The organism is Pseudoduganella sp. R-43 (assembly GCF_049913255.1).
Classification (GTDB): Bacteria; Pseudomonadota; Gammaproteobacteria; order Burkholderiales; family Burkholderiaceae_D; genus Rugamonas.
Genome location: NZ_CP183988.1, coordinates 4305503 through 4327039, shown reverse-complemented (window position 1 = coordinate 4327039; position 21537 = coordinate 4305503). Strand labels below are relative to the sequence as shown.

Sequence of the window (21537 nt, the reverse complement as noted above, 5' to 3'; positions counted from 1 at the left end):
CGGGAAGGCGGCGGCGTTAAGCCTTGATATCGAGCAGTGTGCCAATTCGCTCGTCGGCGGCCTGGATCACTTTGGCCGACAGGTCGAAGTTGGCCTTGTAGACCAGTGAGTTGGTGATGGAGCTGGCCGGGTCGGTGCCCGATGGGGCGCCGCCGGCATTGGCGGCCGCCGACAGGTCGCGCGCGGCAGTCGAAATGGTGACGCTGGTCCCGCCCGGCGTTTCCTGGAACGTAGCCAGTTGCGGCTGGAAGTTCTGGGTCGCCATATTGGCGACGTTGTGACCTTCCACATCCAGTGCGCGCTGGTTTGCCTGGAGGCCGGACAGGCCGGATTGAAGTGCTGGGATCGTCATGGTCCTAGTTTACATGATTCCATACGGAAATTGCCATTACCTGCCTAAAAAACGGGCACGCCGCGCAACACATGATATGATGATGATCGCAATGATTGAGGCGGGAGGCTGGCCATGAAGATTACCAAGGAAAAAGCAGCGGAAAACCGGCAATTGCTGGTTGAGACGGCCTCCCGGCTATTCCGGGAAAAGGGAATGGACGGGGTCGGCGTGGCAGAGATCAGCAAGGCAGCCGGGCTGACCCACGGCGCCCTGTATGCCCACTTCCCCTCGAAAGACGCGCTGGCGGCCGAGGCCATGCAGTTCAGCACCCGCTCCGCCTACGGCAAGCTGACTGAGCATCCGGTCACGCTGCCACAACTGGTCGATTACTACCTGGCGCCCGAGCAGCGCGACAACCTGGCGCAGGGTTGCCCGCTGGCCGCCGCCGCCAGCGAGGTGGCGCGCCAGGATGCCTCGGTGGGCGCGGGCTATACCGGCGGTGTGCGGCAGATGGCGGACTACATCGAAACCCTGTTGCCGGCCGGGGAGGGCCGGCGGCAACAGGCGCTTGCCATCGTGGCAGCGATGGTAGGCGGCGTCTCAGTGTCGCGAAATGTCTACAAAACCGACCCCAAACTGGCCGATGAAGTGCTGGAATCGGTACGTTCCATGCTCCTGAAGCTGAGCTAATTGCTACGTTTAACGTTTTGGGATTGCTTTCCTGAACTGTGCGCATAAGAATCTGGGTTATTGCCCAAACGCATTGTTCTGGAGAGCATCATTAATTCCCTCATTGCACGTGTCGCTGCCATCCTGCTGGCCTGTGCAAGCCTGCCATTGGCGCAGGCGGGGGAGGCTGCGCTCGATGCGCGCCTGAACGAGCAAGTCATCATGGTGCCGGCTGGCCGCGCGCAGAGCGTGCAGCTGGAGACCACCGTGTTCCGTCCCTCCGGCCCCGGCCCCTTCCCGCTGCTGATCGTCAACCACGGCAAGGCGCCCGGCAACCCCAAGCTGCAGGCGCGCGACCGTTTCATCTACCTGGCCACGGCGTTCGTGCGCCGCGGTTATGCGGTGATGGTGCCGATGCGCACCGGATTCGCCAATTCGACAGGCAAGTTTGTCGAATACGGCTGCAATATGACGGCCAATGGCTATGAGCAGGCTGGCGATATCGCCGACGTGGTGCGATTTGCGCGCAGCCAGCCCTGGGTCGACAATGAACATATCGTGCTGGCCGGCCAGTCCTTCGGCGGACTGGCGAGCATGGCGGCCGCCACGCAAGACCTGCCCGGCGTACGTGGCATCATGAATTTCGCCGGCGGCCTGAAGGTGCACGGGGACTTGTGCAACTGGCAGGGCGCCCTGGTCAAGGCCTTCGGCGAGTACGGCCGCCGCAACAAGCTGCCCAGCATGTGGCTGTACGGCGCCAATGACAGCTACTTCGGCCCGGAACTGGTGGCGCGCATGCACGGCGCCTTCACGGCGGCCGGCGGCAAGGCGGACCTGGTGGCGTATGGCCCGTTCAAGAAGGATGCCCATGGCCTGCTGGGCAACCGCGATGGCGCAGCGATCTGGCTGCCGGAAGTCGAGCGCTTCCTGGCCGCGGTTGGCATGCCGACGCGCGAAGTCTATGCAATTGCCGAACCGCCTGCGCAAAAGGCCACCCATTACGCCGCGCTGGATGACGTGAATGCCGTGCCTTACCTGCCGCAACGCGGCCGCGAACAGTATCGTGAATTCCTGAAGAAGGCCACGCCGCGTGCGTTTGCGATTTCGGCGACGGGATCGTGGGGCTGGGCGGAAGAGGGCGAAAACACCAACGAGAAGGCGCTGGCGGCCTGCCAGGCGGCGAGCAGGGAGCCGTGCCGCCTGTATTCGGTCGACAACGACATCGTCTGGTCGTCGGAGCACGGCACCGCCGGCCGCAACTGATTACGCCAGCGTGAGTCCGGCGGCCAGAGTCAGCGCGGCACTCAGGTAGCCGAGCGGGCGCTGGCCCCAGCGCATGCGGTGGGACATGACGGCGCTGGCGTGGTGCAGATGGACGAAGGCGTAGCTGGCCAGCAGGTTCTGCAGCGCGACCCAGGCATGCATCATGATTGCGGCGCCCAGCAGGGCAATGCCGCCGCCACGCGCGATCGCGCCATCTTCGACGGCGACGGCGATGACCGCACCTTGTGTTATCCCCAGCATCATTCCAAGCATCGCCACCCGCATCAGGCGGGGGTGAAAATACTGGCGCTGCCATTGCGGTACCAGGCTGAACGCATGCAGGACAAGGATGATCGTCAGGCTCAACTGGTACAGGTCCAACATGGACGCCAGCGATTGAAAAATTTCCACGGTTGACCTCCCGTGCTGTGGCATCCTTATACTGACAATAACATGTTCCGCCGCAGGGCTACGCATGATACCCTGAGGTAAGCAACGCCATTTTGCGAGGTGAATCAGGGCATGATTCCTATTGCAGTGCAGGGTGCCAGCCGGGAGAGGAAACGCCAGCTGCCGAAAGGTCGGCAAGTCGATGCTGCTGCGCTGCAGCAGGTGCAGGCTTTGCTGGGCGACTTGCCGCGCAGGCGGGATCTGCTGATCGAATTCCTGCATCTGGTCCAGGATGCCTATGGCTGCCTGTCGGCGGCACACCTGGCGGCCTTGGCATCCGAACTGCGGCTGGCGCAGGTTGAGGTCTTTGAAGTCGCTTCCTTCTACCACCATTTCGATATTGTCCGCGAGGGCGAGCTTGCGCCTCCGGCGCTGACCGTGCGCGTGTGCGACGGCCTGTCGTGCGAGATGGCAGGCGCTGGCGAACTGCTGGCGCGCCTGCCGCAGTTGCTGGGACGGGAAGTGCGGGTCGTGCCGGCGCCTTGCATCGGGCGTTGCGACCAGGCGCCCGCCGTCCTCCTTGGACAGCGCGCGATCGCGCCGGCCAGTTGCGAGGGCGTGTCGGCGGCCGTTCCCAGTGCGGGTGTGGCGGGCGGCCACGCGGCGCAGTCTGCCACAGCGGGCACGGTTGCGGCGACGGAGGCCGGCGCGTTTGCGGTTTTGCGCGAATGCCTGTCGGGCTTGCGCTCCGTCGAGGCTGTGATCGCGGAGCTTGAAGACTCTGGCCTGCGCGGCTTGGGCGGAGCCGGTTTCCCGGCTGGGCGAAAATGGCGCATCGTCAGCAAGGAGCCGGCCCCGCGCCTGATGGCGGTCAATATCGACGAAGGCGAGCCGGGAACCTTCAAGGACCGCTACTACCTCGAGCGCAATCCCCGGCAATTCATCGAAGGCATGCTGATCGCCGCCTGGGCTGCCGGCATCGACGAAATCTATATTTATCTGCGCGATGAATACCATGATTGCCGCAGATTGCTGCAACAGGAGCTGGCGCGGCTCGGTGAAGGAACGCCTCGCATCCATTTGCGGCGCGGCGCCGGCGCCTATATCTGCGGCGAAGAATCGGCGATGATCGAATCGATCGAAGGCAAGCGCGGCATGCCGCGCCTGCGGCCACCCTACGTGGCGCAGATGGGCCTGTTCGGCCGTCCAACGCTGGAACATAACTTCGAAACCCTGTACTGGGTGCCGGAGATACTGGAAAAAGGGGCCGCGTGGTTCGCCGGCCATGGCCGCAACGGCCGCAAAGGGCTGCGCTCGTTCTCCGTGTCCGGCCGCGTGAAGCAAGCGGGCGTCAAGCTGGCGCCTGCCGGCATCACGGTGCAGGAGCTGATCGACGAATTCTGCGGCGGCATGCAGGACGGGCACCAGCTCTACGCCTACCTGCCGGGCGGAGCATCCGGCGGCATCCTTCCTGCCAGCATGAACAACATCCCGCTCGACTTCGACACGCTGCAGCCCTATGGGTGCTTCATCGGTTCCGCCGCCGTCATCGTGCTGTCGCAACACGATAGCGCGCGGGCCGCGGCAGCCAATATGATGCGCTTCTTCCGTCACGAATCCTGCGGCCAGTGCACGCCATGCCGTGCCGGCACCGCCAAGGCGGCTGACATGATCGAAGCGCCGGTGTGGGACGCAAGCCTGCTCAGGGAACTGTCGCAAGTGATGCGCGATGCATCGATCTGCGGACTTGGGCAGGCCGCCCCCAATCCGGTCGACTGCGTGCTGAACTACTTCCCGCACGAGGTCACGCGATGATCGACTTCGAGCTCGATGGGCGCGCAATGCAGGCGGCGGAAGGCGAAACGCTGCTGCAGGCGGCAAGGCGCGCAGGCATCGAGATTCCGCACCTGTGCTACAAGGACGGCATGGCGCCGGCCGGCAATTGCCGCGCGTGCATGGTGGAGATCGACGGCGAGCGCGTACTGGCGCCATCCTGCTGCCGCCATCCCGTGCAAGGGATGAAGGTCACCAGCGACAGCCCACGGGCGCGCGCAGCGCAAAAGATGGTGCTGGAACTGCTGCTGGCGGACATGCCGCAACAAACGCATACGCGGCATAACGAAGTCGAACACTGGGCCGCAAGGCTGGCCCTCGGCAAGCCCCGTTTTGCAGCCCGCCTGCAACCCGCCTGCGACCTGACGCACGCCGCGATTGCGGTCAACCTCGACGCCTGCATCCAGTGCACACGCTGCCTGCGTGCCTGCCGCGACGAGCAAATGAATGACGTCATCGGCCTGGCCTGGCGCGGCGACCATGAAAAAATCGTGTTCGACATGGACGACCCGATGGGCGCCTCCACTTGCGTTGCATGCGGCGAATGTGTGCAAGCCTGCCCGACCGGCGCGCTGATGCCGGCGCGCGAAGCGGCGCTGGCGATGCCGGACAAACGCATCGACTCGGTGTGCCCATACTGCGGCGTGGGCTGCCAGCTCACCTACAACATCAAGGACAACAGGATCCTATACGTGGAAGGCAGAAACGGCCCTGCCAACCAGGGCAGGTTGTGCGTCAAGGGCCGCTACGGCTTCGACTACGCGCATCACCCGCACCGCCTGACCAAGCCGCTGGTGCGGCGCACCGACGCACCGCCAAAATCGGGCGACTTCAGCATGGACCCAGAGCGCGTGCACGACATCTTCCGCGAAACGAGCTGGGACGAAGCGCTGGCGCTGGCCGGCGGCAAGCTGGCCGCCATCCGCGACCGGCGCGGCGCGCGTGCGCTGGCCGGCTTCGGCTCCGCCAAGGGCAGCAACGAAGAAGCCTACCTGTTCCAGAAACTGGTGCGCACCGGCTTTGGCAGCAATAATGTCGACCATTGCACGCGGTTGTGCCACGCCTCCTCGGTAGCGGCGCTGCTGGAGGGGATAGGTTCGGGCGCAGTCTCCAATCCGGTCAAGGACGTGATGAAGGCCGAGGTGGTGCTCCTGATCGGCGCCAATCCGGCTGTCAACCACCCCGTGGCGGCGACCTGGATCAAGAACGCCGTGCGGCAAGGCACGAAGCTGGTGGTATGCGACCCGCGCCGCTCCGACCTGTCGCGCATCGCCCACCGCTTCCTGCAATTCAAGCCCGATACCGACGTGGCGCTGCTGAATGCGATGATGAACGTGATCGTGACGGAAGGACTGGTCGACCAGGAATTTATCGCCCGCCGCACCATCGGCTACGAGGAACTGGCGGCAAACGTCGCAGCTTACAGTCCGGAGGCCATGGCGCCGATCTGCGGCATCGAAGCCGGGACGATTCGCGAGGTGGCGCGCATGTACGCCGCTTCCCGCGCCTCGATGATCCTGTGGGGCATGGGCATCTCGCAGCACGTGCATGGCACCGACAATGCACGCTGCCTGATTGCCCTGTCCCTGATGACGGGGCAAATCGGCCGGCCGGGCACCGGCCTGCACCCGCTGCGGGGACAGAACAATGTGCAGGGCGCGTCCGACGCCGGCCTGATTCCCATGATGTACCCGGACTACCAGCGCGTGAGCGAGCCGTCCGCCAGGGCGCGCTTCGAAAGCGCCTGGGGCCTGGCGCCCGGCACCCTGGACGACAAACCCGGCCTGACCGTGGTGGAGGTGATGGACGCCGCCGAGGCAGGCCAGGTCAAGGGTATGTACATCATGGGCGAAAACCCCGCCATGTCCGACCCCGACGCCAACCATGCGCGGGCGGCGCTGGCGTCGCTGGAGCACCTCGTAGTACAGGACATCTTCCTCACCGAGACAGCCTGCCTGGCCGACGTGATCCTGCCCGCCAGCGCCTTCCCGGAAAAGACCGGCAGTTTCACCAACACCGACCGCCTGGTGCAGATCGGCCGGCAGGCGCTGGACCCGCCGGGCGAGGCACGGCAGGATTTATGGATCATCCAGCAGCTTGCGCAGCGCCTTGGGCTGGACTGGCACTACGGCTCCGCAGCCGACGTGTTTGCGGAAATGCGGCAAGTGATGCCAAGCATCGCAGGCATTACGTGGGAACGGCTCGAGCGCGAGCACGCGGTGACCTATCCCTGCCATGCGGAGGGCGATCCAGGCACGCCGGTGGTATTTACAGAGGATTTCCCGCGCGAGTCCGGCCGGGCTCGTTTTGTCCCGGCCGATATCATCCCCGCGGATGAAAGACCCAGCGCCGCGTACCCGATGGTCCTGATCACCGGCCGCCAGCTCGAACACTGGCACACCGGCAGCATGACGCGCCGCACGGCGGTGCTCGATGCCATCGAACCGGACCCGGTGGCCATGGTGCATCCGCTTGACCTGGCGGCGCTTGGCGGCACGCCGGGCGACGTGGTGACCATCGCCTCGCGGCGGGGCCAGGTTTCGCTGTATGCGCGAGCCGACGACAGTTCCCCGCGCGGCGCAGTGTTCGTACCGTTCTGCTATTACGAAGCCGCCATCAACAAGCTGACCAATCCGGCGCTCGACCCGTTTGGCAAGATCCCCGAATTCAAGTACTGTGCAGTCAAGGTCACGCTGGGCGGCACGGTCGGCGCCCAGTCCAGTTTTGGCGGCGGCAAGGCAATGGAGGCAGCAGGCGCATGAGACTACCGGAGATGACACAGGCCAGCGTGCCGTTGACGCAGGAAGTGGAAGCGATCGACGAAAAAGGACGCCGCTCGCTGATCCACATACCCGCCGAGCGCCCGCTGACGGTGTACGTAGACAAGCGCGAGCTGGTCACCCTGATGACGCTGGGCGGCGCCCCCGAAGCCCTGGTGCTCGGCTACCTGCGCAACCAGCGCCTGGTACGATCAGTGGAAGATGTCGAATCCATCCACGTCGACTGGTCGGTCGGCGCCGCAGCGGTCAGGACGCGCGCAGGCATCGCCGGTATCGAAGAGCGCACAGCGCGCAAGGTGGTGACCACCGGATGCGGCCAGGGATCCGTGTTCGGCGACCTGATGGACGAAGTGGACGACATCGTCCTGCCGCCCGCTGCACGCCTGAAGCAATCGGGCGTATACCGGATAGTCGAAACGATCCGCACGCTGCAGTCGATCTACAAGCAGGCCGGCTCGGTGCACGGCTGCGCCCTGTTCACGCAAGGCGGCGAACTGCTGTACTTTGTCGAAGACGTCGGCCGCCACAATGCGGTCGACTCCATTGCCGGCAAGATGTGGCTGGACGGGATGGAGGGCAGCGACAAGGTGTTCTACACGACCGGCCGCCTGACCTCCGAAATGGTGATCAAGGGCGCGCAAATGTCGATCCCCTTCCTGCTATCGCGCTCCGGCACCACCCAGATGGGCCACAGCGTCGCCACCCGCCTCGGCATGACCCTGCTGGCCCGTTGCACCGGACGCCACTACCTGCTGCTGACCTCACCGCAGCGCCTGATCCCCGAACCCGAGTTGGCCGACCTACCGCCGCGCCCGTGTCACACCCTGGGGTCACACCCTCAGAGTGACACGGCCTCAGCCGAGCCCACAGCCGAGCCCGTGTCACCTTTGGGGTGTGACCCCATGGTGGGACACGGGCTCGGCCGGGAGGCGTGATGGGGCTGATGGAAGCGGTGCGGGGGGCGTTCGGGCTGCTGTTCAATGGCGATCCTGTGCTGTGGGGGATCGTCTGGGTTTCGCTCAGTACCAGCGTACTCGGCTTGCTGCTGGCGGCGCCCTTCGCCGTGATCGGGGGCTATGCGATTGCGATGACGCAGTTTCGCGGCCGGCGTGTGGTGATCTGGCTGGTGCAGGCGGCTTTGTCGCTGCCGACGGTGCTGATCGGCCTGCTCCTCTACATGATGCTGTCCCGCCACGGTCCGATGGGCAGCTTGCAGTGGCTGTTTTCGCAGCCGGGCATCGTGGCGGGGCAGGTCGTCATTGCGCTGCCGGTGCTGCTGGCTTTCACGCTGGCGGCGGTGCAGGCGGCCGATCCGCGTTTTGCGGAAACCGCCATCGCACACGGGGCTTCGCCATGGCGCGTCATGGGGACGCTGCTGTATGAGGTCCGCTTCGGCGTGATGGCGGCGATCATCAGCGGCTTCGGGCGAGTGATTTCGGAAGTCGGCTGCGCCATGATGGTGGGAGGGAATATCGCCGGCGAAACGCGCACCATCACCACCGCCATTGCGCTTGAAACCAGCAAGGGCGAATTCGCCCAGGGCATCGCACTGGGCGTGGTGCTGGTCACCATCGCGTTGGCGATGAATGGCGCGATGATGGTGCTGCAGGGCGATGCCCATGCCGCCAGGGGCCGGGGATGACGCCCATGCTGTCGATCGCCCGCCTGACCAAACGCTATGGTGAAAAAATGCTGTTCGACCTGCGTGATTTCAGGCTTGATGCGGCGCGGGCCTACGTCCTGACCGGAGTGAACGGCGCCGGCAAGAGCACGCTGCTGCGCGTGCTGGCCGGCCTGGCGCCGGCTGATGCGGATGGCGTGCATTTTGCGGGCAAGGCGGTGATGCTGTCTCCTTACCCTGCTGCCTTGCGACGCGAGATCGTCTATGTGCACCAGCATCCGGTGATGTTCTCGACCAGCGTGGCGGGAAATATCGGCTTCGGCCTGAAGGCGCGCGGCATGGCGCGCGCCGAGGCTGCAAGCATGGTGGAGGAGGCGATGCATTGGGCGGGGGTGCAGCATTTGCGCGGCAGCCGGCCGGCCACGCTGTCCGGCGGCGAGAAGCAGCGGGTGGCGCTGGCCCGTGCCAAGGTGCTGCATCCGCGCCTGTTGCTGCTCGATGAACCGACTGCCAGCCTCGATGGCGAGGCGCGCGAGCAGGTATTGGCCTTGATCCCGTCGCTGACCCAGTCGGGCAGCACCGTTGTCATGGCCTGCCACGACCGTGACTTGATCAACCTGCCGGATGTGCGGCGCCTGAAGCTGCGCGATGGACAACTTGAGGAGAAGTGAATGAAACGCAGGCTGCTGCTCACCTTTGCCGCTGCATTTGCGCTGTCCGGCAGCGCCTTTGCCCAGCAGGTCATCCGGCTGTCCACCACGACCAGCACCGAAAATTCTGGCTTGCTGGCCTTCCTGCTGCCGGCCTTCGAAGCCAGGACCGGCAGCAAGGTCCATGTGATTTCGGTGGGCACCGGCAAGGCGCTCGAACTGTCGAAAAACGGCGACGTGGACGTGACCTTGGTGCATGCACGCGCGGCGGAAGACAAGTTCGTGGCAGAAGGCTGGGGCATTGACCGGCGCGACGTGATGTATAACGACTTCATCGTGGTCGGCCCATCCAGCGATCCGTCGGGTATCAAAGGCGGCAGGGATGTGCTGGCCGCGTTCCGCAAGCTGGCGGGCGGTCCGGCGAAGTTCATTTCGCGCGGCGACAATTCCGGCACCGATATCATGGAAAAGGCTTACTGGAAGCAGGTGGGCACGCAGCCTGCAGGCGCGCAGTACGTTTCGGCTGGCCTGGGCATGGGCGAGGTGTTGAACATGGCGGCCGAGATGGGCGGCTATACCCTGACCGACCGCGCTACCTATGCTGCGTACCAGGCCAGGACCAGCCTGGCGTTGATGGTGGAGGGCGACCAGCGCATGTTCAACCCTTACGGTATTATCGCGACCAACCCGGCGAGGCATCCCGGCGTGAACTACAAGGGCGCGCGCCAGCTGATCGACTGGATCACGTCGCCGGAAGGGCAGGCCAGGATTGCGCAGTTCCGTCCAGGCGGCCAGCAGTTGTTCTTCCCAAGCGCCAGGCCTGATTAGGCGCGCTGCAGCCAGGCGAGCAGGGCGTCGGCCACGGCGCCCGGATTCTCGCGCTGAGGAAAGTGGCCGACGCCGGCCAGCAGCGCGCGGTGATACGGCCCGCTGAACAGGTGCGCCTTGTGCTCCGAGGTCTGCGGACTGTTGGCGCCATCTTCCGTGCCGTGCAGGGTGAGCGTCGGCACGCTGATCATGGATTCGTGCCGCAGCCGCTCTTCCTGCAAGGCGTAGTGAGGGTCGGGCAGGGCGAGACCCCAGCGGTGACGGTAGGAGTGCAGCGTGATGTCCACCCAGTCCGGATTGTCCCAGGCATGCATGGCGTCGTGGAACACGCCTTCGCCGAAATGCCATGAAGGCGACCAGGTGCGCCAAAGCAGCAGGGCGAATTCGCGCCGGTCCTTGCGCAGCGCTTCGGCGCCGCGATCGGTTGCCATATACCAGTGGTACCAATAATTGCGCGCCTGGTGCAAGCTGAGGGCCTGGCCGGGGTCATTGGTGCCCCAGCCGACCGACAAGGCCATGCAGCGCATCACGCGTTCCGGCGCCAGCAAGGCGGCGTTGTAGGCGGCGCGTGCCCCCCAGTCGTGGCCGACGACATTGAATCGTTCGATGCCCAGCGCCGTGGCGAAGTCGAGCAGGTCTTGCGCAAGGGCGCTTAGCTGGCCGCTGCGCGGCGTGGCCGGATCGAGGAAGCGGGTTTCGCCGAAGCCGCGCAGGCTGGGCACGATCAGCCGGTAGCCGGAGCCTGCAAGTAAGGGCAGCACGCCATCCCAGGTGTGCATATCATCCGGCCAGCCATGCAGCAGGATGATCGGTTCCCCCTGCAGGTCGCCATGCTGGCGAAAGGCAATGCGCAAGCGGTCGGTGTTCACGTATTCCATGTTGACTCCTGGCTGGCGAAGCGTGCCCTCAGGATTATAAGCCTGCGCTATACTGGGACCCATGGAAAACTTGCATATCGTCTGCCCCCACTGCGACGCGGTCAACCGCGTGCCTTCGGTGCGCCTGGAAGAAGAGGCTACCTGCGGCAAATGCCAGCGGCCCTTGTTTACCGGCCATCCGGTGGACCTGTCGACGGAGCGCTTCCTCAAGCATATCGAGCGCAACGATATTCCTGTGCTGGTCGATTTCTGGGCGCCGTGGTGTGGCCCGTGCCGCACGATGGCGCCTTTCTACGAGCAGGCGGCCCAGCACCTCGAACCCTATTTCCGTGTGGTGAAGGTTAATACCGAGGCGGAACAGCAACTGGCGGCGCGCTATGCCATCCGCAGTATTCCTACGCTGGCGGTGTTCAAGGGTGGCCGCGAACTGGCGCGCCAGGCCGGCGCAATGGACAGCAAGAGCATCATCGCCTGGGTGCAGCAGCACTTGCGCTAGAAATGCGCCAGCCAGTTCCTGATTCCGTCCAATGAGCGGAAGTCGGCCACCGAGCGGCAGGCAATGCCAGGGTGGCGTGCCAACAACATCTTCGATAGAGCACTTCCTGGCCCCAGTTCCAGCGCTGCGGTGATTCCCCGCTCGGCGCAGGCATCCATGCAATCTACCCACAAGATTGCTTCTGCCAACTGGCGGGAGAGATGGCCAATTGCCGTCGCCTTGTCGCGTACGGGCGCGGCGTCGATGCCGCCCAGTACCGGCGCCTGCAGCGTACCGAATGCTTCCTGGGAGAGCAGGCTTGCGAAGGGTTCGACTGCGGCCCGCAAGTAGGGTGTGTGCGAAGCGACTGCGACCGGCAACTGTGCGATGCGCGCGCCGGGAATCGCCAGGGATGCAGCATTCGCGGCGGGACCGCCGGCGATGCAGCTGTCTTCCCCTGTTTCTATCGCGATGTGGAAGCCGTGAGCTGCAAGCTGGGGCCGCAGCGCTGCTGTCCGGCGTCCGCTGATCGCGAGCATGGCTTGCGGGCTGTCGCCTGCGACGCAGGCGTCCATCAGTGCGGCGCGCTGTGCTGCGAGGGCGACGGTGCGTTCCGGAGTGAATGCGCCTGCCACGCTGTATGCTGTCAGTTCGCCGATGCTGTAGCCGGCCACCAGCGCCGGCTGCGGGCAATCGCGGCGCAATGCCTCCCACATGGCAAGGCTGCTGGCAACGATGGCTGGCTGGGCGTTGTGGTTGCTGAACATCGCTGCGGGGTCGCTCAAGCCGGGCAGCATTGGCGCCAGTTGTGATAGCAGGGCCGCGCCGTGCGGGTCGCTACGGGCCAGGTCGTACATGGCGGCATGCTGGCCGCCCTGGCCGGGACACAGGATCAGCAAGCGGCTATTCATGGCGGTGGCAGGGTTGTCAGGCTGTGCACCAGGCAGCATGCGGCCAGCAGGTCGGCGGCGCCGCCCGGCGACAGGCGCTGGGCGATGAAGCGCCGGTGGCAATCCAGCGCATGCTCTTGCCATTGCCGGTTTGCGGTGCCTCCCTGTCGCAGGAAGTCGCGGGCGGCATGGCGCACCGTGCCGGCGCCTTGGGCCCCGCCGCGGTGGTAGATGTTGGTGTCGCTGATATGCGCCATCAGGGCGAAGATGGCGTCGACGCGGGCGTGCAGCATGGGGGCGCCACGCGCCAGCGTGTCTTGCAGCGCGGGCAGGCCGACTTCGAATACCGAGGGCAGACCGAGCGCGCCTTCTTCGCGGGCGCCGCTGGCGGCATGCCGGGCGGCGGCTTGCTGGCCATGCGAGTCACCGCTGGCATGCCTATGGGCAGCCAGCTCTTCGCCCCAGTGCAGCAGCAGGGCGGTACGCAAGGCGGCTGGCGTCAAGGTCATGCGCAACGCGCGGACGCGGCCCATTGCGGCGCACAGCAAGCCGAGGGCGAAGATGGCGCCGCGGTGGGTGTTGATGCCTTGGGTCGCGGCCATCATGCGCTGTTCGGCGGCGATGCCGAGTCTTTTGAGTTCCGCAAAGGGAACGCCGTCGTAGCCCGCCCTGCAGATGCGGGCGAAGTAGTGGCGCAGCGAGAACAGGCTGCGCATGAAGGTGTCCGCATCCATGTCGGCATGGCTGCCGTTGTCGACGAAGGAGACCAGGCCGGGCTTGGGGTAAAGGGCCAGTTCGTGGTACAGGCTGCGCACTGCGCGCAGGGCGACTTCGCGGGAGAGCGCTTGCGCTGGATGCCGGTGTGCGGTAGGGCCGGCGCTGCGCCTGAGCGCAGCCGCCATTGCGCGGGCGGCCTCCGTCGTGCGGATGGCGGAGGTGGTCATGCAGGCTCCAGTTCTGCGCGCAGCTCGGTCCGCGTGCCGAGCTTGACGCTGGCATGCGACTTGACCAGCACGCGTTCGGTGTGGGCGTGGGCGTTGAGCCATTCTTTCCAGGCCACGGCCTGGCCGCTGGGGAAGATGATTTCGCCGTCCAGCGGCAGTTCATCGAGGAAGCCGGCAAGCAGCAGGGTGCCTGCGTCCAGTTCGAGGCTGTCCCGGGGGCGGAACAGCAGGTCGATGTCGGAGGCGTCACGCAGGTAGGCCTGGCCCGTGAGCGCTTGCAGGGCGAGCGAGCCGAATACCCGGACGTCAAGGCCTGCACTGGCCGTGGCCAGGCGGGCGAACGGCGCTTGCCAGCCTGCGGGCAGGGCATGGACCACGGCGTCCAGCGCCATTGGTGCGCTGTGGCGGGCGATGTGCCGGGCCGGGACGCGTAATGGCAAGCGCAGTTTTGCTGCGCTGACCGGGTCGGGCGGGGCCGCCAGGCCAAGGCAGATCTCGCCGGCAGGCTCGCCCGCGTGCCCGCTGGCGCTTGCTGGCGCTTGCGCTGCGTCGTCCCGGCGGCGCACGACCAGCGGCCAGTCGCAAGCGGCCCAGCGGGCAATCGCTGCGTGGGCGGGCGTGCCCTGTGTTGCCGTGGCCAGCACATCCTGCCAGCCGTCGCGCGTCAGCCACGCCAGGTCATGCCGCGCGTGCATTGCTGCCGCCGATGATGGCTTCGATGACCGGTTGCGCTGCCTTGCGGCCGCCCCGCAGCAGGCCGAGGGCGCTGCGCTGGTCTTCGCGCGGCGCATTGTCGATGGCGTGCGCGAGGTGGGCGGCAAGGTCGCCCTCCCAGATTGCCTGCAAGCCGCCCATGCGCAAGTAGTTCTCCGGCCCCGGCGCGAACACGGGATTGCTGCGCGCCAGCTCCACCAGTTTTTCTTCCGGTACCTTGGTGATGCGCGCCATTGCAGGCAAGCCCATGACGCGGATCGTGGCATCGGGCAGGGCGTAGCAGGCATCTGCCATCAAACCGCTGGTGATGAAGCCGCCGGACAATGCCTGGTCGTACACCAGCCCGATGATGCGGTGTCCCATGTGGCGTGCGAGGTCGATGCACTTGCCCAGGTGGGCCATGTAGCTGTTAATGCCCAGCATCTCGTCGCGATGGCGCAGGCGCTGTCCCTGCGTGTCGACCAGCAGCACGATAGGGCGGCCTGGGTGGCTGCGCACCGTCGCCAGCACGGCTTTGGCCTGTGCCAGGGCGATTTCCACGCCGATCGGCGCATGGCCGGTGGTGCCGATTACGCTGACGTCCTGGCCCTCCACGCGTGCGCTGCCGTTCAGGAATTGCTCATGTTCGACGATGTCATGCCCGCCGGGGAACAGGGCGTCGGCCAATATTTTCCAGTCCATGGTCATGCTCCCAGTCGGCAAGGCGCCGCGGCGGCGGTGAAGGAATCGATATCGAGCATTGGAACGTCGTGGGGGGCGGCGATGCCCAGCGCGGACCAGATATCAGCCGGGTCGCGCAAGCCGCCAAAGCGTTCGATGCGTTGCTCCAGCATGGCCTGTTCCGCTTCCAGGGCGGCCAATGTCAGTTCGACGGTGCCGCTGCTCGCTTCCTCGATGGCGTCCAGCGCAGCCTGGCGGAATGCGGAAATGCTGTCTTCCACGATGCGTTGCACATCACCCATCAGGTAGCGGTGTTTGCCGCCCGTGGTGCGCCACACGAGGGCGCGGTCGCGCGAATCGAATTCCTCGACGCCGCTGGCGGTTTCAATCACCTCCGGGCCCGACATGGCCAGCCGGCCCTCCTCGGATATCACCAGCGAGTTGGCGCATCGCGCCACGATGCCCATGCCGCCGAAGGCGCCGTTGGAGCCGCCGATCAGCACCACCACCGGAACGCCGGCTGCACGTACATCCAGCACGGCGCGCATCACCTCCGACACTGCAATCAGGCCGGCGTTGGCTTCGTGCAGGCGCACCCCGCCAGTTTCCAGCAACAGCAGCACGGCGGCAGGACGGTCAAGCGCGGCGCGCCGCAGCAGACCAACCAGCTTGGCGCCATGGACTTCGCCCACCGCGCCGCCCATGAAGCCTCCCTCCTGCGCGGCGGCAAAGACGGTCAGTCCGTCGAGGGTGGCGCGGCCGACAACCACGCCGTCGTCGAACGCCACCGGTGCATTCAGTTGCGCCAGGTGCGGGCTGACGACGCGCTGCGCAGGACCGATGAATTCCTCAAAGCTGTCGAACAGCGCCAGGCGCTCGCGCGCATTGGCCTCCAGGTAGCTGCTCATTGGCCTTCTCCCAGCATGGATTCCACTGCCTGGTCCAGCCGCAGGCTGACCACGGCCGGTGTCGCGCCCATATCGTTGATGGCAATGCGCGTGTCGGCCAGCTGCCAGCGTTCCTGGAAGTCGGTGATCACGGCTTGCCAGATCGGGCCGAAGCCGACGGCGGCGGTCTGGATGCCTACTTCGCAGGCACCGCCCAGCGGCGTGCTCTCGATCAGCACTTCCAGGTTGCCGGAGCTGACCACGCCGACAATGCGCGGTTCGGCCGACAGCGAGCGGCGGCCTTGTTCGAATCGGTAATTGAGTGTTTCCATCTTGGCTCCTACCAGTTGCGGAAGCGCTTGGGCGGGTCATACAGGCCGCCCGACGCTCGCACGAGGTCTTTCATGTTCTTTGCCGCCAGCAGGTCGCGCGTGGCATGGCGCTTGTCGATGCCCAGGTCTTCGGCACGCGTGATGATGCCGCGCTCGCGCAAGTTTTCCACCATGCGCTTGTCGCGTTGCAGCCCGACCGGTGTGTAGCCAGCGACGCCGCGGATTGCCTGCTCGCGCTCTTCCGCATTGCGGCACAATAGCAGGTTGGCAATGCCCTCCTCGGTCAGGATGTGGGTCACGTCGTCGCCGTAGATCATCACCGGCGGAATCGCCATCTTGGCCTGTTCGCCGAGTTCCAATGCGTCCAACCGTTCGACAAAGGCCGGCTGCATGTGTTCGCGGAAGGTCTCGACCATCTGCACCACCAGTTTCTGGCCGCGCGGGATGGCGCCGCTGCCCTGGCGCGCCTGTTCGCCGGCCTTGAGCCATGCCGGACTGGCGTGGCGCCGGCCCCGCGCATCCGCGCCCATATTGGGCGCGCCGCCAAAGCCGGAGATTCGGCCCAGCGTCGCGGTGGAGGAATTGCCGGCCAGGTCGATCTGCAGGGTCGAACCGATGAACATGTCGCAGGCGTAGTGGCCGGCGGCCTGGCAGTAGGCGCGGTTGCTGCGCATCGAGCCGTCCGAACCGACCGCGAAGACGTCCGGCCGGGCGCGGATATAGTTTTCCATGCCCAGTTCGGAGCCGAAGGAATGGATCGACTCCACGAAGCCCGCTTCGATTGCTGGAATGAGGGCGGGATGCGGGTTGAGCGCCCAGTTGGTGGCGATCTTGCCGCGCAAGCCGAGCGAGGCGCCGTAGGTCGGCAGCAGCAGTTCGATGGCCGCGGTATCGAAGCCGATGCCGTGGTTCAGGCGCTGTACCTGGTATTCGGCGTAGATGCCCTTGATCGCCATCATGGCCATCAGGACCTGGATTTCCGAGATCTGGGCCGGGTCGCGCGTGAACAGCGGCTCGATGTAGTAGGGCGTCGGCGACTGCACGACGAAGTCGACCCAGTCGCCTGGCACGTCGATGCGCGGCAGGTCGTCCACGATGCGGTTCACCTGCACGATCACGATGCCGTTCTTGAAGGCGGTGGCCTCGACGATGGGCGGCGTGTCTTCCGTATTCGGCCCTGTGTAGAGGTTGCCGTGGCGGTCAGCCGCTTCAGCAGCGACCAGGGCCACGCGCGGCGGCAGGTCGATGAAGTAGCGGCTGAACAGCTCCAGGTAGGTGTGGATGGCGCCGATATTCAGCTTGCCGGCCGCCGCCAGCTTTGCCACGCGGGCGGCCTGGGGGCCGGAGAAGGAGAAGTCTAGCTTCGAGGCAACGCCGCGCTCGAACACGTCCAGGTGTTCAGGCAGGGCCAGCACCGATTGCAGCATGTGCAGGCCGCGCACGCGCTGCGGATCGAGACCGGCCAACGCCTGCGCCAGGAAATCGGCCTGCTTCTGGTTATTGCCTTCGATGCAGACGCGGTCGCCGTTCTCCAGTACCGCATGCAGCAGGTCGCTGATGCGGGCTGCCGGCAGCGCCTTGCCTGCCAGTTCGCCGCCGAGCACGTTGCGGGCGCGCGCCAGGCGCTCGTTGCGATTGCGTTGAAGGCTGTCCCACACGCGGATTGGTGCATTCATTTACCTGGCTCCCATGATCATGTCCGGCAGGCCGGTAGCGATGCCGGGGAAGATACACAGCAGGATCACCGCGGCCACCATCAGCAGCAGGAAAGGCGTCACACCCCAGATCACGTCGCGCAGTGGAATATCAGGTGCGATGTTCTTGATGACGAAGATGTTCAGGCCTACCGGCGGGTGGATCAGGCCCATTTCCATCACTACCGTCATCACGATGCCGAACCACACCAGGTCGAAGCCTGCTTCGCGCAGCGGCGGCAGGATGATCGGCGCCGTCATCAGGATGATCGAGACCGGCGGCAGGAAGAAGCCCAGTACCACCACCAGCACCAGGATGGTTGCCAGCAGCACCCATTTGGACAGGTGCATGCCGACCACCCAGCTCGCAGCCGCCTGGCTGATATGCAGGTAGCTCATGACGTAGGAATACAGCAGCGACATGCCGATGATCAGCAGCAGCATGGTCGATTCCTTGATGGTGGAGGACAGGATCGGCGACATGTCCTTGGGGCGCCATGCGCCATACACCACGGCGATCAGCACCAGCGCGAGCAGGGCGCCCAGGCCCGCCGTTTCGGAAGGCGTGGCAAAGCCGCCGTACAGCGCAACCATCACGCCGATCAACAGGATGATAAAGGGCAGCACGCGCGGCAGCATTTCCACTTTTTCGCGCAGCGTGAAATGTTCGTCTTCCAGGTAGGCCGACTTGACGCCGCCTTTCTGGTAAGCCGCCAGCGCCAGTTTGTATTCGGTGCGGGCACGGTAGACGGCATAACCGGCAAACAGCAGCACCAGGAGCACGCCGGGACCGATGCCAGCGAGGAACAGGCGGCCCAGCGACTGCTCCGCCGCCACGGCGTACAGGATCATGGTGATCGATGGCGGGAGCAGGATGCCGAGCGTACCGCCGGCCGCGATGATGCCGGCAGCGAAACCGGGCGAGTAGCCGCGCTTGCGCATTTCAGGAATGCCGGCCGAGCCGATCGCCGAGCAGGTGGCCGGCGAGGAGCCGGCCATGGCGGCAAACAGTGCGCAGGCAAACACGTTGGCGATACCCAGGCCTCCAGGCACCTTGTGCAGCCAGGTGTGAATGGCTGAATACAGGTCCTTGCCGGCCGGCGACTTGCCGATCGCTGCGCCCTTCAGGATGAACAGCGGGATCGACAACAGGGTAATGGAAGCCATTTCCTCGTACACGTTCTGGGTCACCGTGTCGAGCGAACTGGCGGGCATGAAGAAATACATGAAGGTGGTCGCCACGATGCCCAGCGCGTACGCGATCGGCATGCCGGAGAACATGACCACCAGGGTGACGATGCCGTACAGGGCGCCCAAAGTCAGCTCGCTCATTTTGCGGCTCCTTTTTCAGTGATACGAGCCAGCACTTGCAGCAGGATCTGCAGGGTCAGCAAGGTCATGCCGGCCGCCATCATGGAATAGGGAATCCAGAGCGGCGGCGCAAAGGTGGAAGTGGTGGTCTGGCCGTCGACCCAGGCCTCGTGCCACAGCGTCCACGATTTCCAGGAGAAGAAGGCGCAGAATACGAAGGAAAGCAGGTCGACGACGAACAGGCGCACCGCATTGGCCTTGGGCGGCAGGATCGCAGCCAGCGCCTCGATGCCAATATGGCCGCGGAAGCTTTGCACATATGCGCAGCAGAAGAAGGTGACGCCAACCAGCATGAAGATCGACGCTTCGTCCTGCCAGTCGGTCGGCGCGTGGAAGAAGTAGCGCGACACCACGGAATAGGTGAGGATCAGGGCGGTGGTCACCATGGCCACCATGGACAACACGAGGAGGCCCTGGTTCACTTTCGCCAGCAGCATGCCGACCGTCGAAAGACCGGGCGTTTGCGGCAAGGCCGCCTCCTTGGGCGGGTTGAGTTCGAATCCGTGGCTCACAGCGTTTTCTCCGCGAGGGCCAGCAGTTTCGCGCAGTTGTCGTTGCGTTCGCCGTAGTCCTTCCACGCCGTGGTGCGGGCGATGGCTTGCCATTTCTTGACGGAGGCTGCGTTCAGGTCGACCACCTTGGCGCCGGCCTTCTGGTAGACGGCTGCCACTTGCGTGTCGTCGGCCTGGGCCGCGGTCTTGGCGAAGGCTTCCAGTTCGGCGCCAACGGCCATGATGGCGGCTTGCTGGTCTTTCGGCAGGCGTTCATAGGCGGCGCGCGACATCATCAAGGGCTCGAACATGAACCAGTAAGCGGTGCCGCGCCCGGTGGTCAGCGCTTTCGATACTTCTTCGAGGCGGAAGGAAATCAGGGAAGTGGAGGAGGTCAAGGCCGCATCCATCGCGCCGGTCTGCATGGCGGCGTAGATTTCGTTGGATGGCAGCGACACCACGGCGGCGCCGGCGGCTTTCAGGATCAGGTCCATTTCGCGCGAGCCGCCGCGGATCTTCATGCCCTTGGCATCTTCGGGATCGATCACCGGCTTGACGCGCGAAGCGACGCCGCCTGCCTGCCAGATCCAGCTCACCAGCACCACGCCTTTTTCCCACAGCAGCTGGGTCAGCGCCTTGCCGATCTCCTGGTTTTTCCAGCCGTAGCCTTGTTCATACGACGTGACCAGGCCGGGCATCAGGCCGATATTCACTTCCGGGACTTCGCCGCCTGCGTAGGACAATGGCACCAGCGACAGGTCCAGCGCGCCCTTGCGCATGGCGGAGAACTGGGCGTTGGTCTTCATCAGCGAAGACCCTGGATAGATCGCGAACTTCAGGGCTCCCTTGGTGCGCTTTTCGACTTCCGCCGCGAACATGCGGGTCAGGCGGTCGCGGAAGTCGCCTTCGGCCAGGGTGCCGCCGGGGAACTGGTGCGAAATCTTCAGCGAGCCTGTCTGGGCCCCGGCGGTTTGCAGCCACAGCGGGCTGGTGGCGAGTGCGGCAAGAACGGACCTGCGGGTCATCTGGGACATGTCATCCTCCAAGGGGTTAGGTATGCAGCTTTGTTTTTTATGTATACAAGAATATCTTCGCCGAATACATTGTCAAGTGAAATATGCGTCTTATAATGGAGTCTCATATACATACTGAACTTTTAGTTCCATGACGAAACATTCTTCCACCCTGCGGGAAACCATCGAGGAAATGATTGCGATGGGCGAGCTGCAGCCAGGGCAGCACCTGGACGAAACGGAACTGGCGACCCGCTTCGGCGTGTCGCGCACGCCAATCCGCGAAACGCTGATCCAACTCGAATCGATGGGCCTTGTGGTGATCCGGCCACGGCGCGGTGCAATCGTGGCCGAACTGGGGCCGCAGCAACTGGTTGAAATGTTCGAAGTGATGTCCGAGCTTGAAGCGACCTGCGGCCGCCTGGCTGCGCGCCGCATGACGCCGGAAGAGCAGCAGGTCCTGCTCGCGGCCCACGAGGCATGCAAGGCCGCGGTGGAAGCGCAGGAGCCGGACGAGTACTACTACCGCAACGAGGCCTTCCACGAGGCGATCTATGCCGGCGCCCACAACAGCTTCCTGTTCGAGCAGACGCGCAGCCTGTACCGGCGCCTGCGGCCATACCGCCGCCTGCAGCTCCGCGTGCGCAACCGCATCGGCCATTCGTATTCCGAGCACGAAGGCGTGGTGCAGGCCATCCTTGCGGGCGACGGCGACAAGGCGGCCGAGCTGCTGCGCGGGCACGTGATGATCCAGGGCCAGCGCTTTTCCGACCTGATGGCATCGCTGCCGCAACTGACCAAATCCGCGGCCTGATAATAA

General features: G+C 65.1%; 23 protein-coding genes. 10 read left to right on the top strand and 13 right to left on the bottom strand.

All coding sequences use genetic code 11. From position 1 onward, the window contains the following. Window positions 1-16: 16 nt before the first annotated feature. Window positions 17-352 (bottom strand): flagellar basal body protein, encoded by a 336-nt coding sequence (locus ACN9M3_RS19525; protein WP_426318363.1) that lies wholly within the window; start codon window positions 350-352, stop codon window positions 17-19. Window positions 353-466: 114 nt separating this feature from the next. Here ACN9M3_RS19525 and ACN9M3_RS19520 point away from each other — a divergent pair, with 114 nt between their 5' ends. Both ACN9M3_RS19520 and ACN9M3_RS19515 read left to right on the top strand, forming a co-directional pair. Continuing rightward, a complete protein-coding gene (locus tag ACN9M3_RS19520) occupies window positions 467-1024 on the top strand; it encodes a TetR/AcrR family transcriptional regulator (protein ID WP_426318362.1) in 558 nt (185 codons plus the stop codon). 201 nt (window positions 1025-1225) lie between these two features. Further along, complete coding sequence (locus tag ACN9M3_RS19515; protein WP_426323801.1) at window positions 1226-2266, top strand: dienelactone hydrolase family protein; 1041 nt, start codon at window positions 1226-1228, stop codon at window positions 2264-2266. On the opposite strand, the gene ACN9M3_RS19510 is transcribed toward ACN9M3_RS19515, so the two are convergent. After that, entirely contained in the window at window positions 2267-2677 is a 411-nt protein-coding gene (locus tag ACN9M3_RS19510; protein ID WP_426318361.1) for a hypothetical protein, read from the bottom strand. It lies immediately after the preceding gene. A gap of 99 nt (window positions 2678-2776) precedes the next feature. Between ACN9M3_RS19510 and ACN9M3_RS19505 the strand changes: the two genes are divergently transcribed. Genes ACN9M3_RS19505 through ACN9M3_RS19480 form a run of 6 tightly spaced genes read left to right on the top strand, consistent with a single transcriptional unit; the run spans window position 2777 to window position 10368 of the window. Continuing rightward, window positions 2777-4471 carry an NADH-ubiquinone oxidoreductase-F iron-sulfur binding region domain-containing protein gene (locus ACN9M3_RS19505; RefSeq protein WP_426318360.1) on the top strand — a complete coding sequence of 565 codons (1695 nt, stop codon included), beginning with the start codon at window positions 2777-2779 and terminating at the stop codon, window positions 4469-4471. Next, on the top strand, window positions 4468-7251 hold the full coding sequence (fdhF, locus tag ACN9M3_RS19500; protein ID WP_426318359.1) for a formate dehydrogenase subunit alpha: 2784 nt from the start codon (window positions 4468-4470) through the stop codon (window positions 7249-7251). Before ACN9M3_RS19505 ends, fdhF begins: the two co-directional genes overlap by 4 nt. Continuing rightward, entirely contained in the window at window positions 7248-8204 is a 957-nt protein-coding gene (locus ACN9M3_RS19495) for a formate dehydrogenase accessory sulfurtransferase FdhD (RefSeq protein ID WP_426318358.1), read from the top strand. The genes fdhF and ACN9M3_RS19495 overlap by 4 nt, the downstream gene beginning before the upstream one ends. Then, window positions 8204-8911 carry an ABC transporter permease gene (locus ACN9M3_RS19490; protein ID WP_426162174.1) on the top strand — a complete coding sequence of 236 codons (708 nt, stop codon included), beginning with the start codon at window positions 8204-8206 and terminating at the stop codon, window positions 8909-8911. The genes ACN9M3_RS19495 and ACN9M3_RS19490 overlap by 1 nt, the downstream gene beginning before the upstream one ends. Further along, entirely contained in the window at window positions 8908-9561 is a 654-nt protein-coding gene (locus ACN9M3_RS19485) for an energy-coupling factor ABC transporter ATP-binding protein (RefSeq protein WP_426162172.1), read from the top strand. Before ACN9M3_RS19490 ends, ACN9M3_RS19485 begins: the two co-directional genes overlap by 4 nt. Continuing rightward, entirely contained in the window at window positions 9562-10368 is an 807-nt protein-coding gene (locus tag ACN9M3_RS19480; protein ID WP_426318357.1) for a substrate-binding domain-containing protein, read from the top strand. On the opposite strand, the gene ACN9M3_RS19475 is transcribed toward ACN9M3_RS19480, so the two are convergent. Then, window positions 10365-11246 (bottom strand): alpha/beta fold hydrolase, encoded by an 882-nt coding sequence (locus ACN9M3_RS19475; RefSeq protein ID WP_426318356.1) that lies wholly within the window; start codon window positions 11244-11246, stop codon window positions 10365-10367. The two genes, ACN9M3_RS19480 and ACN9M3_RS19475, sit on opposite strands and share 4 nt — an antisense overlap. A 61-nt stretch (window positions 11247-11307) precedes the next feature. Here ACN9M3_RS19475 and trxC point away from each other — a divergent pair, with 61 nt between their 5' ends. After that, window positions 11308-11742, top strand: coding sequence for a thioredoxin TrxC (gene trxC, locus ACN9M3_RS19470; protein ID WP_426318355.1), 435 nt, complete (start codon window positions 11308-11310; stop codon window positions 11740-11742). Here the strand turns inward: trxC and ACN9M3_RS19465 are convergent. The 10 genes from ACN9M3_RS19465 to dctP are packed head-to-tail and all read right to left on the bottom strand — an operon-like array spanning window position 11739 to window position 20738. Continuing rightward, complete coding sequence (locus ACN9M3_RS19465) at window positions 11739-12671, bottom strand: ACP S-malonyltransferase (RefSeq protein ID WP_426318354.1); 933 nt, start codon at window positions 12669-12671, stop codon at window positions 11739-11741. The two genes, trxC and ACN9M3_RS19465, sit on opposite strands and share 4 nt — an antisense overlap. Further along, window positions 12629-13555, bottom strand: a complete 927-nt coding sequence (mdcB, locus tag ACN9M3_RS19460) for a triphosphoribosyl-dephospho-CoA synthase MdcB (protein WP_426318353.1) — start codon at window positions 13553-13555, stop codon at window positions 12629-12631. The genes ACN9M3_RS19465 and mdcB overlap by 43 nt, the downstream gene beginning before the upstream one ends. After that, on the bottom strand, window positions 13552-14250 hold the full coding sequence (gene mdcG / locus ACN9M3_RS19455) for a malonate decarboxylase holo-[acyl-carrier-protein] synthase (RefSeq protein WP_426162166.1): 699 nt from the start codon (window positions 14248-14250) through the stop codon (window positions 13552-13554). Before mdcG ends, mdcB begins: the two co-directional genes overlap by 4 nt. After that, complete coding sequence (mdcE, locus tag ACN9M3_RS19450; RefSeq protein WP_426162165.1) at window positions 14234-14950, bottom strand: biotin-independent malonate decarboxylase subunit gamma; 717 nt, start codon at window positions 14948-14950, stop codon at window positions 14234-14236. Before mdcE ends, mdcG begins: the two co-directional genes overlap by 17 nt. A gap of 2 nt (window positions 14951-14952) precedes the next feature. Then, window positions 14953-15837, bottom strand: a complete 885-nt coding sequence (locus ACN9M3_RS19445) for a biotin-independent malonate decarboxylase subunit beta (RefSeq protein ID WP_426318352.1) — start codon at window positions 15835-15837, stop codon at window positions 14953-14955. Then, window positions 15834-16148, bottom strand: a complete 315-nt coding sequence (gene mdcC, locus ACN9M3_RS19440; RefSeq protein WP_426162163.1) for a malonate decarboxylase acyl carrier protein — start codon at window positions 16146-16148, stop codon at window positions 15834-15836. The genes ACN9M3_RS19445 and mdcC overlap by 4 nt, the downstream gene beginning before the upstream one ends. A gap of 8 nt (window positions 16149-16156) precedes the next feature. Further along, window positions 16157-17824 (bottom strand): malonate decarboxylase subunit alpha, encoded by a 1668-nt coding sequence (gene mdcA, locus ACN9M3_RS19435; protein WP_426318351.1) that lies wholly within the window; start codon window positions 17822-17824, stop codon window positions 16157-16159. Then, entirely contained in the window at window positions 17825-19174 is a 1350-nt protein-coding gene (locus ACN9M3_RS19430; RefSeq protein ID WP_426162161.1) for a TRAP transporter large permease, read from the bottom strand. It lies immediately after the preceding gene. After that, entirely contained in the window at window positions 19171-19725 is a 555-nt protein-coding gene (locus tag ACN9M3_RS19425; RefSeq protein WP_426318350.1) for a TRAP transporter small permease, read from the bottom strand. The genes ACN9M3_RS19430 and ACN9M3_RS19425 overlap by 4 nt, the downstream gene beginning before the upstream one ends. After that, window positions 19722-20738 carry a TRAP transporter substrate-binding protein DctP gene (dctP, locus tag ACN9M3_RS19420; RefSeq protein WP_426318349.1) on the bottom strand — a complete coding sequence of 339 codons (1017 nt, stop codon included), beginning with the start codon at window positions 20736-20738 and terminating at the stop codon, window positions 19722-19724. The genes ACN9M3_RS19425 and dctP overlap by 4 nt, the downstream gene beginning before the upstream one ends. A gap of 130 nt (window positions 20739-20868) precedes the next feature. Here dctP and ACN9M3_RS19415 point away from each other — a divergent pair, with 130 nt between their 5' ends. Further along, window positions 20869-21531 carry a GntR family transcriptional regulator gene (locus ACN9M3_RS19415; protein WP_426162158.1) on the top strand — a complete coding sequence of 221 codons (663 nt, stop codon included), beginning with the start codon at window positions 20869-20871 and terminating at the stop codon, window positions 21529-21531. The last annotated feature ends 6 nt before the right edge of the window (window positions 21532-21537 follow it).

What these genes read in the sequence shown, in the direction of transcription:
- mdcE (WP_426162165.1), bottom strand. Translation starts at nt 14,950, where the DNA reads ATGGACTGGAAAATATTGGCCGACGCCCTGTTCCCCGGCGGGCATGAC.
- ACN9M3_RS19465 (WP_426318354.1), bottom strand. Translation starts at nt 12,671, where the DNA reads ATGCTGCCTGGTGCACAGCCTGACAACCCTGCCACCGCCATGAATAGC.
- ACN9M3_RS19485 (WP_426162172.1), top strand. Translation starts at nt 8,908, where the DNA reads ATGACGCCCATGCTGTCGATCGCCCGCCTGACCAAACGCTATGGTGAA.
- ACN9M3_RS19445 (WP_426318352.1), bottom strand. Translation starts at nt 15,837, where the DNA reads ATGAGCAGCTACCTGGAGGCCAATGCGCGCGAGCGCCTGGCGCTGTTC.
- dctP (WP_426318349.1), bottom strand. Translation starts at nt 20,738, where the DNA reads ATGTCCCAGATGACCCGCAGGTCCGTTCTTGCCGCACTCGCCACCAGC.
- trxC (WP_426318355.1), top strand. Translation starts at nt 11,308, where the DNA reads ATGGAAAACTTGCATATCGTCTGCCCCCACTGCGACGCGGTCAACCGC.
- ACN9M3_RS19490 (WP_426162174.1), top strand. Translation starts at nt 8,204, where the DNA reads ATGGGGCTGATGGAAGCGGTGCGGGGGGCGTTCGGGCTGCTGTTCAAT.
- mdcG (WP_426162166.1), bottom strand. Translation starts at nt 14,250, where the DNA reads ATGCACGCGCGGCATGACCTGGCGTGGCTGACGCGCGACGGCTGGCAG.
- ACN9M3_RS19430 (WP_426162161.1), bottom strand. Translation starts at nt 19,174, where the DNA reads ATGAGCGAGCTGACTTTGGGCGCCCTGTACGGCATCGTCACCCTGGTG.
- ACN9M3_RS19495 (WP_426318358.1), top strand. Translation starts at nt 7,248, where the DNA reads ATGAGACTACCGGAGATGACACAGGCCAGCGTGCCGTTGACGCAGGAA.
- mdcC (WP_426162163.1), bottom strand. Translation starts at nt 16,148, where the DNA reads ATGGAAACACTCAATTACCGATTCGAACAAGGCCGCCGCTCGCTGTCG.
- ACN9M3_RS19515 (WP_426323801.1), top strand. Translation starts at nt 1,226, where the DNA reads ATGGTGCCGGCTGGCCGCGCGCAGAGCGTGCAGCTGGAGACCACCGTG.
- ACN9M3_RS19415 (WP_426162158.1), top strand. Translation starts at nt 20,869, where the DNA reads ATGACGAAACATTCTTCCACCCTGCGGGAAACCATCGAGGAAATGATT.
- ACN9M3_RS19520 (WP_426318362.1), top strand. Translation starts at nt 467, where the DNA reads ATGAAGATTACCAAGGAAAAAGCAGCGGAAAACCGGCAATTGCTGGTT.
- fdhF (WP_426318359.1), top strand. Translation starts at nt 4,468, where the DNA reads ATGATCGACTTCGAGCTCGATGGGCGCGCAATGCAGGCGGCGGAAGGC.
- mdcA (WP_426318351.1), bottom strand. Translation starts at nt 17,824, where the DNA reads ATGAATGCACCAATCCGCGTGTGGGACAGCCTTCAACGCAATCGCAAC.
- ACN9M3_RS19525 (WP_426318363.1), bottom strand. Translation starts at nt 352, where the DNA reads ATGACGATCCCAGCACTTCAATCCGGCCTGTCCGGCCTCCAGGCAAAC.
- ACN9M3_RS19475 (WP_426318356.1), bottom strand. Translation starts at nt 11,246, where the DNA reads ATGGAATACGTGAACACCGACCGCTTGCGCATTGCCTTTCGCCAGCAT.
- mdcB (WP_426318353.1), bottom strand. Translation starts at nt 13,555, where the DNA reads ATGACCACCTCCGCCATCCGCACGACGGAGGCCGCCCGCGCAATGGCG.
- ACN9M3_RS19480 (WP_426318357.1), top strand. Translation starts at nt 9,562, where the DNA reads ATGAAACGCAGGCTGCTGCTCACCTTTGCCGCTGCATTTGCGCTGTCC.